The sequence below is a fragment of the Halobacillus sp. genome (genome assembly GCF_049282395.1).
In the GTDB taxonomy this organism is placed as follows: domain Bacteria; phylum Bacillota; class Bacilli; order Bacillales; family Halobacillaceae; genus Halobacillus.
Map to the genome: position 1 here is coordinate 1 of NZ_JBAPTY010000435.1, position 9721 is coordinate 9721.

Below are 9721 nucleotides of genomic sequence, written 5' to 3' on the forward strand. Positions count from 1 at the left end.
TGCTTGGAGGTCCAAGTGGTTTCTTGCTGTAATACGTTTGGGTGAATGATATTATAGGAGAACCTTTATACCGCGATTGTTTATATGTAGGATTTTATAAAATAGAATAAATGAACATATAAGTAAAATAATAGAAGATGAAGAATAAAGGAAAAGGGTTTGGAATTCTCCAAACCCTTTTCCTTTGTGTTTGCTCGAGTTATGAATCATTCATCATTCTTCATTTTCGTTTGAAATATTCAACAGTACTGTCTAAACCGGCGTTTAGATCATATTGAGGTTCCCATTTTAGATAGTTTAGGGCTTTCGAATTTAAAAGGTGACTGTGTAAAATATCTCCTTCCCGCTTCGCTTCGTAGTTTGGCTTTTGCAAAGATTGGAGTTGGTTTGAAAGTAGGGTATGGAGTAGATTGACGGATGTTTGAGTATTGCTGCCAATATTGATGATTTGGTTGTCTGCATTTGTAATGGCAAGAAGATTTGCCCGTGCTACATCATCTACGTAAACAAAGTCGCGTGTTTGGTTTCCATCTCCAAAAATAACAGGTGCTTCATTACGTAATAATTTTTCAATAAAAATGCTTATCACTCCGCCTTCGCCATCCGATCGTTGTCTGGGTCCATAAACATTGGCGTAACGGAAAATAGTGTATGGAAGATCATAGAGCGTATTAAATAGTTTGATATACGTTTCAGATGCTAATTTTGAGGTGCCATAAAAGGAAATCGGGCTAGTAGAACTTTCTTCATGGATAGGTTCATTAGTATAGCCATATACTGCACTGGAAGAGGAGAAGATGAATTTTTTTACACCATATTTGGTGCTATACTCCAACAACTTTACGGTTCCTAATACATTGACTGCTGTATCTTCTGCAGGATTTTCAAGTGATTTAGCTACGCTCACTTGGGCAGCGAGATGCATAACGATGTCAGGTTTTTCTTTTTCAAAAATCCTCTCAACTTTTTCGGATAATAGATTTTTTTTATATATTTTGACTCCTCTTGGCACGTTTTCCTTCCTGCCATTAGAAAAGTTGTCTAGAATAATCGGGGTGTGACCTTCAGCTAGCAGTAGATCTACGAGCTGTGAGCCGATAAATCCGGCACCACCTGTAACTAAAATTTTCATGTATGATCCTGGATCATTTCATTCTCCCTCATGATGAGGCTCCTTTCTTTATAGATATGTTTGATAGATCTGTTCGAATTTTCTCGTCATAACTTGACTGGTAAGGTGTTGACGTGCATAGGATTCAGCAGCCTTAGCAAACCTATAACGCTCTTCCTTATTCGATATGAAACGCTTTATCGCATGTGCAAGTTGTTCGACGTTACCAGGTTCACAAAGCACACCTGTTTCTTCATGGTGCACCATTTCGGGGATTCCGCCACATGTGGTGGAGATGACTGCTTGGCGGGAAAACATTGCTTCCATGATGGATAGGGGAAAGTTGTCATTTATAGTAGCTAACACGTAGATGTCTGACATGGAAAGAATTAAGGGTATATCGTGTCGTTTCCCAAAAAAGATTACGTTATTCAGATTAAGTTCTTTCGCTTGTTCCATCAGTTTTTCCTTCATAACACCATCTCCAACAATCCATACTTCTACATTAGTCAGGTGTTCACGAATCTTGGATAACGCTTCTAAGAGAAATCCATGACCTTTACGTGGAGATAGACGGGAGACACACGTTAGGATAATGTTTTCATGATTTCTATGAGGCAGTGGGTTAAAATCGATACCCGTATGAACGGTGACCATCCTTTCTTCTCTTGCACCGAAGTCTATTAAGTTAGGTCGAAAGGAATCTGAAATCATCACAATTTCAGTACTTGCTCCAATACCTACTTTCTCAATTTCAGTAAAGTAGGCTTCTTCAATGGAACCTTTCTGTATCTTATTGAATTTTAAGCGGCTTTTTGTAAAGAACCCGTGAGGCGTAAAGAATAAGGGTTTTTGATACGTTTGGTTTAAATGTCCTAGGATGAAGAGGGCAAATAAGTCTTGAGCGTGTATGATGTCATATTGTTGGAGATTTTTTTCTTTGAGGAACAATTCAAATACATGAAGGTAACTGAGATTTTTAACGATTTTTTCATTGATTAATCCGTAGCGTCCATTCATAAACTTACGGGCTTCAGAGTCAGCCTCGGGAATCCATTCTTTTAGCTGTTCCGAAGACATGTGATTGGGCGCTAGTACATCTACACTATGACTAATCTTTTGAAAACCGTTTTTTATAGAAGTGATGTAATGAGATAATCCACCCGTATGAGGGTATTGAAAAAATGTTACATATAAGATTTTCAGGGGCTTTGAACCTTCATCTTGTCTCTTCTGACCAAATGGTTGGAGAGTGAGAGGTTTCTTATCGTCTCTTTCCTTATCATAATACTGATCCATGACGGCAAGAAGAGAGGGATGAATGCTGAAAGAAGGCATTCGACTCAAGTTTTCTCATCCTTTCATATCTATTTATATATCCCCAGTTCTCTTCCCCAGGTTGATATTTTTTCTAAGTGGTAGGGGAGAAGCTCACCTCCACGGTTATCAAAGATACGTCTCAACTGAGTGTGTAATCCTTTTTCGAGGGTTCGTTGAAGGTACGCCATTTTGTATAAATGAATGGGTTTGGTTTTAAACTTGATTCCATATTTCTTCATTTCATCCGTGTACACGTCGACGGCATGGGTTCGAATTTCTTCTGCATTGCTTTGCCAATCTTTCCGAAAGCCTAGTAAGATTTCTACCAGAACAATCATATCAAACCATGTCGGAGCATATTTGGCAGATTCCCAATCGATAAATTGAATCTCCCAGGGTTCATTTTTGCTGACATCTTTAGAACAGATATTCTGCATATGAAGATCTCCATGTGTAATGGAATATCCGCTTGCCAATAGTTCCGGAAAGAAGTCAGGACCGTTACTGTATAAGTTTTTTAATGGCTTATAATGTGGTTTGATTATATCCCTCAATTGTTTATCCTTCTTGGCATCGTCTAGAAATGTCATAGTATTTGAAATAAAATTTTCCCGATCTTTTTTCATTTTTTCCGAGTTGTAAATGGGAAGCCAATTTTGAAAAGTGCTTTTTTCTTTCTTGAAATTTTCTTCGTGCGTGTGCGCGTGAAGCTTAGCAAGGGTTGGGATAATATAATCAAAATGCTTGGGCGTAAAGGTCAGCTGTCCACGAATTTGCCGGACAAACTCCATGAACACCCAGGTATCATTTCCTTGTTTCTCCATTAGGTAGATTTCAGGAAGAAACTCTTTTAAAAAAGGGTAGACTTTACTGTAGACATTAATTTCGATTTCATTTTTGTATTTGTTAGAATGATAGATTTTAAAAATGATAGGAAGGGTGTCGTTGTTTTTTTTAAGCGAAAGCTGATAAATGCTGCTTCTTTTAGTTGATTTGAGGTTTTGGATTGATGAAGCCTGAATGGTCACTTTATTCCCAAGGGATGTAGAAATTTTTTCTTCGATTCCATGTTTATGAAACATAGATTTCAGTTCTTGTGGTGTATACATACTCAATCACTCCTTCGCTTTCTTTTCCACGCATTCCGCAGGTGAGACCAGGTACTCCTGATAAATGGCATAGGGTCATCATAGGCAAGAAGAGCGAATACCTTTTTTCCTCTGAGTCCATAAAAGAAGTCTTTTAAGCTCATTTCTCCATTTTTTCTCTTTTCAAGAAAGGTAAGGAAATAACGTACTAGATAAATCCATTGAACCCCGGCTGTTTGCTGCAATTTTGGAGAGGGGCGTTGACCAGTAAGATACAAATAATATTGATGGGCAAAATCAACTCCGGCATGACCGGTTAAACTATGCGTCAGCCAAAACCTGGGATTTATTTCAATGAGTTTATATTGTCCATCCCGTGGATCTTTTTTATATTCAATCATACCTACTCCTTTTAATGTTAACTCTTTCAACAATGGAACCCCGACATCGACCAGATCAGGAATTCGTTTGCTCACGATATGCGCTCCCGTTCCAAATTGTGCAGGGAATTGGTGGTTTTTTTGGAGAGTGAAAAGGGCAAGTAATTCCATATCCTCCCCAAAGAATGTAGCCACTTTATAGAAACACTTGTTATCCCCAGGAATGATCTCCTGAATAATTAGCTCACCGAACTCGCGATAAATAGGATAGGTTTTCTTTAACTGGGTTGCGTCTTGAATATGAATGGCCTTCTTGTTTACATGTTTTCTGAATTCATGGCCGAATACAGGCTTTAAGATACATGGAAATTCTAATTGAGTAATCGCCTCATCAAGCTGCTCTTCATTTTCCACAATAAAGGTTTTAGCTGTTGGGATATTATACTTCAATGCTAATTCATAGGTTTTCTTCTTATCTAATAAATCCATAATTAAGGAATGATCTGGATATAAAAACAGGTAATACTGGGATAATTCATTCCTGTATTTTGAGATAAAGACAACATAATCATCTGCACCAGCGTAAAGCACAGGCTTATAATCAAGCTTCATTGCTATTCCTTTTAAAAATAACAGCAGCTCTGTTTCTTGATTTAATGGGCTTGGGCATATCCCACATTTTGCAAGTCTTGATTTTCCCTTTGAATAGGGACCCTCTGTATCAAATGCATATACATCAATTCCTTTTCGGGAAAGGGCATGAATGATACCAACTCCATTAGCGCTTAAATCAAGGACAACTGCTGGATGTGATGACAACATCATACTTCCCCCGAAGCTATTAGATTTTGGTAAATCACTTCAATCTTGCCTACCATGGCCTCACGGGTGAGATGACTTTTGGCGTAGTGATACGCATTGCCGCCAAGTTTCTTTCGCAATGATTCATTTTCAATCAAGTGTTTGAGTTGAGTTGTTAACTGATTAACATTGCCTGGCTCAACAATGATTCCAGTTTCATTATGATGAACGATTTCCGTAATACCGCCACAATCAGTTGTCAGAATAGCCGTACCGCTATGCATGGCTTCAATAACGGAAATGGGAAGGTTGTCATTGATGGTTGGAAGAACAAATATATCTGTTTTACTTAATATAGAAGGGATATCATCACGTTTACCTAAGAATCGTACGTTGGATAGTCTCAACGATTTGACTTGAGCTTCAAGCACTTCACGCATTTCCCCGTCTCCAACAATTAGCACCTCAGTCTGATGACTTATTCCCTTCATGCGAGAAAGGACATTAAATAAATCCGAATGTCCCTTTCTAGGTCCAAGTCTTGCGATGCATGAAATCACAACCTTTCCACTCGTTCTACCGCGATCAATGGTTTTAAAATCTATCCCTGTATTAATTGTTGTCAGATTCGCAGATTTCGCTCCAAGTGAACTCATTGGATCACGGAAAGAATCACTTAAAATGACCATATGGGTCGCATATTCAATCGCTTTTTTCTCAATTTCTTTGTAATACACTTCTTCTACTGACCCTTTTTCTATTCGGTTAAATTTGACTCTGCTAAACGTGAACATGCCATGTGGAGTGAAAAGAAGAGGTTTACCTAAATCCTCATTGAATCTCCCTAATATATTGGCTGTGAATAAATCCTGTGCATGAAATATATCGTAGTTTTCCAGTTTCACAGACTTCATCATCTGTTCATAAATGTAGAGTAATCGACAACTTTGTATGATTTTGCTTGTATATGCTCCGTATCGATGTTTAAAAAAAGTCTTTAATTCCGGAGCAATCACCTCACGCAGCTTTTCTACATCCATTTTTGAAAACTGATTCGGAGCAATGACATCCACTTTGTGACCTAAAGACCTCAAGCCTTCTCTTAAAGTAGTAATATAATTGGAAAGACCACCTGTATGAGGATAATCCCAAAAAGTCGCTATCAAAATGGATAATTTCTTACGTCCAGGTTTACTCTTCCTCTTTGTAGTCTTTAATTTCTTTTTATGTTCTTTTTTTCGTTCAGAACCTTTCCCCTCATCCTTTATTTTTGCCGTTATGGGATTTGACTTTACTCCATAATATTTGTCGAGAGCAGAAATAAGGTAAGGGTAAGGAAAAAATAGTTCCTTCATTTCCAGACCCTCCTTATAATTTCAAATGCTTCCGCATAAGGTACCCCAACCGTCATTCCTCGAACACTTGCCAGACATTTGACTCCCTCATAGGATCGCGGATGTGGAAAGTCTCGCATTTCCACTTCATAATGTTTGAGGGAAGCAATTTTCTGAACAATTACCGATGAAATGTTCACATAATAATTTGGTTTAAATTGCTTATCATTTGTCTGAGTATTCCATTCACTTGAGGATACCGTTTCAAATGTGATCAATTCAATCGGCTGTCTATCTGGTAGAGGACGAACTGCTGTTAACACTGCTTGAAACGTAATTTGGTGATCAATATTCACATCTCCGTAATGATGTGTAAAAATTTTAGTAGGTTGATAGATATCAATTAATTTTTCGATTTCCTTGGTAATTAGGTGAAGAGGTATCATTTCTAATTCCAGGTTAGGATGCTCCAGAAAAATAACTTCTTTTATCCCAATCTCTTTGTTTGCATTTCGGGCAAGCTGCTGGATATGATGGGCCTCTTCCTTTCTTCCGTTTGCTGTAATGATCGATACGACTCTATTTCCTTGGTCCACTAACCTTTTTAAGGTGCCAGCTGTCCCAAGTAGTTCATCATCTGGATGTGCTGCTATGACCAATACAGTTTCTTTCATTCCCTTCACCCCATTCTAATCTCTATTACATTACTATATGTATCCTTTTATATTACCGAAACAGACACTAGCACAGGGCTAGTGTCTGTTTCTTAGTATTTCTTTTTCGTTTGACCAATACTAATTCCACCACTGATCATTTGTAACCGTACATATCCATCACTATCAATCCATATAAAGAAGTCTGGTCCGGCTGTTAAAAATGTTCCTCTCTGACCGAGTTGTTTACTTCCCGCATATACATTGATTTTGTCACCAAGTGTGAAATATTTATTCAAAATCGTGTTAGGAAAGTCGTCTACCTTGGTAGGAGAATTTGTGTTAGCCACATTTCTTGATAGAGGGGGACTTTTTTTATGTTTATAACCATTTCCAGAACTCGTGTTCTTTCTCATCCTTATTCACTCCTTCTTATATTTTGGGCAAAAGTTTACTAGCTTTTTCAGACAAGTTCCTTTTGATTCTTTAGATTAACTGGTAATAATCTTGACCATTTAAATAGGTTGTTTGGTCATTTTCGTTAATGTCTCTTTCATAATTTTTTCTTCAGTTAATGCTTAATTTGGATATAATCTTCTTTATTTACTTCATTCTCACATTAGATCCTGGCTTGATTATTTGTTTGCGCATCTAGTATGGTTGGTCCGCTTGATTGATTTTAGTGGGTGATACTGTTGTTGTGAGCGATATAATTGAACCTTTCGAACGGTTGCTCCTCTTGGGGGTGGTTAGCGCGGACGTTTCCTGCGTATTTTATGGTATTTTGCTTAGAAATTCGAGATAAGCGTTAGGATGGGTTGTCTTCGGTGGTTAGAGTTATGTCGAAAGGAGTTTGAACAGTCGATTGATGGTGAGTATTGGTTTCGTTCAATCCGCTGATACATGAGATTCAAGAAAAGAAGCATTTTGCAGCTGTTCTACGGGAAAAGTAACAGACTCATTTTTGGGTTCTTGGTAGCTCACAAAGATGGATTGATCGTGAAGAGGGACTATAAAGTAATCGTAATAAAAGGAGGTAAAGACCCTTGGTAATATATGTTCATTAATAAAAAGATAACAATTGGGAATGTGCTTTACTCCATGTCTCTGCAGCTATTGTTAACCTATTCAAAAGCCCGGTTAGAGTGAGCGGGAATTGGGATAATATCCTAAAATAGGCTATACATTCCGCTTTTACATACATATAGTGATTATGAATTGCAGACAGAATGTAAAGGTGTGGAAAAACCTATGGTAGGAGAGTTTGATGATTTCACTAGAAAATATTTTGATCATCATGACGGTGCAGAGCATTGTGAGGGAGCTCCTGAGGAACAAGATGAGTTGTACTTAGGAGACGCCGGTGATCAAGAAAACTCAGGCAATCAATATTTTCCTGAAACAAATAAGAACTGTGGGTCCGATCATAATAAGCATTTTTCGAACCCGGGTTTTGACGGTCTCCCATATAAATCAGTTGAAGGGGTATTGAATTCTATGTTCCAGTTTGGAGATCATCTTGAAGTGTTCTTTGAAAATGAGAAGTTTGACATCGGAGGGACATTTGTGGAAACTTTCGACAATATTCTCATTTGGATGGATTATGATGAAAATGTTAATATCACAGACTTATGTGGTCCGATAAGTGTAAGGAAAATTGGAACTAAGAAAAAGAGTAAACTGAATTACAATGGCAAAAACAAAAATAATACTACCCACAAACGTGATAATCAAAATGATAAAAAGAAAAAAGATAAAGCGGAAAAGACAGAAAAAGGTTCACGGAAAAAGGCTGTAAAGAAGGAGCAGTTCGGCTTTAATGAAGAACGGTTGAATTTTGCAAAGTTTGAGAGAGAAGAACATGGGACTGAGAGAGGTTCCCAGGAGGATCTAATTCTTCAACAATTACACGAAGATAATCAAACAACTGAAAAAGAGAGTTTCCCTGTAGAAATTTTTGCTTCCTCTGTTGGTGAAGAAAGTGTCTCCGTACACGATTCATTTAATGAAAAAGGAGGGGAAATCAATTTATATATTCAGGAATCCTCTAACGATTCAGAAGAGGAATATGAGTACAATACGCAATTGGAAACAGAGGAAGTTCAATATGAGGAAAAAGAGCTAGACCTAAACCAAGACCTTGAAGAAAAAAATTTCGAAAACGAAAGTGATTAACAAAAGATGTTAAAGAATGAATTAGACATCAAAACACCAGAGGAACTCCGTGCCTCTATCCTAATGATAAAAATACAGATGTAATTAAAGAGTTCGAAAGCCAGGAGAAGACTTTATTCATTATGGAGGAAACCTCCTTAGAAGAAGACTCGAATCATTCACCTATCAACATACTCCTTAAGAATAATAAGAAATAGTTAATCTATTAAATGTCTAACTTACTTGGCTCTGTTAAAGTTTATTGTTGATCTTTCATAAGATGCTTATTACGCAATAGGGCCGGATTGTGGAAGCCTCTGTTTTGAAATATTGGTTTGCGAGGAAGATCATGCGGGGATGATTCGCTTTCCGTTGCCCTGCACGACGCAGGGGCGTTCTACGTTGCCACACGACATGGCGTTCTTAGTCGAACTTCCCCTTCGCTGAGCCTCCTCGAGCTAAAGCTCTGTGGGGTCTCACCGATTATGTTTATCCCGCAGGAGTCTCTACCATCCCCCTCCGGACCTTGCTGAAATAAGAGACTCTAAAAGATGGGGAATATCTCTTGGATAGAAAGCATGTACAACATGCTATGAGCTTCTGTTTCTCCATAGGTTTCGTTAAAGATTTAGAACCAACAGCTGCACTTCTAAAGAAGGGTCTGTTATTAAAAAACATGTTGGGTTGGTGGGGAAATAGCGAGACCCAAGGAGTGATAACGACTGAGGAGGCTCATGGTAAAAAGAAGGATCGACTAAAATCGCCAAGTCCTGTGGTTAAATAATGTTACTGCTCCAAAAGTTTATCTAACATTGTTTAGGAGTAAAAAAAGATTGGGAGCTATCCAGTCTTTTTTTAATTTATATTGATAGGTAATAGC

General features: G+C 37.9%; 8 protein-coding genes. 1 reads left to right on the forward strand and 7 read right to left on the reverse strand.

Features of this window, described 5'->3' with window-relative positions:
- Positions 1-220 precede the first annotated feature (220 nt).
- The 7 genes from WAM07_RS18050 to WAM07_RS18080 form a co-directional block, all read right to left on the reverse strand.
- A complete protein-coding gene (locus tag WAM07_RS18050) occupies positions 221-1132 on the reverse strand; it encodes an NAD-dependent epimerase/dehydratase family protein (protein WP_422168778.1) in 912 nt (303 codons plus the stop codon).
- Positions 1133-1180: 48 nt separating this feature from the next.
- A complete protein-coding gene (locus tag WAM07_RS18055; protein WP_422168785.1) occupies positions 1181-2449 on the reverse strand; it encodes a glycosyltransferase family 4 protein in 1269 nt (422 codons plus the stop codon).
- 29 nt (positions 2450-2478) lie between these two features.
- Positions 2479-3540, reverse strand: coding sequence for a phosphotransferase (locus WAM07_RS18060; RefSeq protein WP_422168779.1), 1062 nt, complete (start codon positions 3538-3540; stop codon positions 2479-2481).
- Between the two features lie 2 nt (positions 3541-3542).
- The gene (locus WAM07_RS18065) at positions 3543-4721 is read right to left on the reverse strand and encodes a carbamoyl-phosphate synthase (protein WP_422168780.1); all 1179 of its coding nucleotides are present in this window, start codon (positions 4719-4721) and stop codon (positions 3543-3545) included.
- Positions 4721-6055 carry a glycosyltransferase family 4 protein gene (locus tag WAM07_RS18070; RefSeq protein ID WP_422168781.1) on the reverse strand — a complete coding sequence of 445 codons (1335 nt, stop codon included), beginning with the start codon at positions 6053-6055 and terminating at the stop codon, positions 4721-4723. The genes WAM07_RS18065 and WAM07_RS18070 overlap by 1 nt, the downstream gene beginning before the upstream one ends.
- Complete coding sequence (locus tag WAM07_RS18075) at positions 6052-6708, reverse strand: PIG-L deacetylase family protein (RefSeq protein ID WP_422168782.1); 657 nt, start codon at positions 6706-6708, stop codon at positions 6052-6054. The genes WAM07_RS18070 and WAM07_RS18075 overlap by 4 nt, the downstream gene beginning before the upstream one ends.
- A gap of 92 nt (positions 6709-6800) precedes the next feature.
- On the reverse strand, positions 6801-7103 hold the full coding sequence (locus WAM07_RS18080; RefSeq protein WP_422168783.1) for a hypothetical protein: 303 nt from the start codon (positions 7101-7103) through the stop codon (positions 6801-6803).
- 823 nt (positions 7104-7926) lie between these two features.
- Here WAM07_RS18080 and WAM07_RS18085 point away from each other — a divergent pair.
- Positions 7927-8862, forward strand: coding sequence for a hypothetical protein (locus WAM07_RS18085; protein ID WP_422168784.1), 936 nt, complete (start codon positions 7927-7929; stop codon positions 8860-8862).
- The last annotated feature ends 859 nt before the right edge of the window (positions 8863-9721 follow it).